Origin of the sequence: Sedimentibacter sp. B4 (genome assembly GCF_000309315.1) — a bacterium.
Lineage (GTDB): Bacteria > Bacillota > Clostridia > Tissierellales > Sedimentibacteraceae > Sedimentibacter > Sedimentibacter saalensis.
This window is the reverse complement of sequence record NZ_CANG01000690.1, coordinates 1-237: the sequence shown is the minus strand read 5'-3', so window position 1 is coordinate 237 and position 237 is coordinate 1. Positions and strand designations below refer to the sequence as shown.

General features: G+C 62.9%; 1 pseudogene. It reads left to right on the top strand.

The window, feature by feature from the left end:
* Positions 1 to 237 (top strand): annotated as a pseudogene (locus tag BN358_RS26810) (DNA topoisomerase IV subunit B); the annotation flags it as partial.

Here is a 237-nt window from a genome sequence, read left to right as displayed (position 1 = left end):
GATCGTCACCTTCTACGCCAGCCCGACCATCTTCGAGACCACCACCTACTCCTACGAGACGCTGGTCACGCGGTTCCGGGAGATGGCGTTCCTGAACAAGGGCCTGAAGATCACCATCGTCGACCGGCGCGCGGAGACCGCTTCGCTCGACGACGACGATGCACTGGACGAGGCTCCGCGCATCCGCGAGCAGACCTTCCAGTACGCGGACGGCCTGATCGACTACGTGAAGTACCT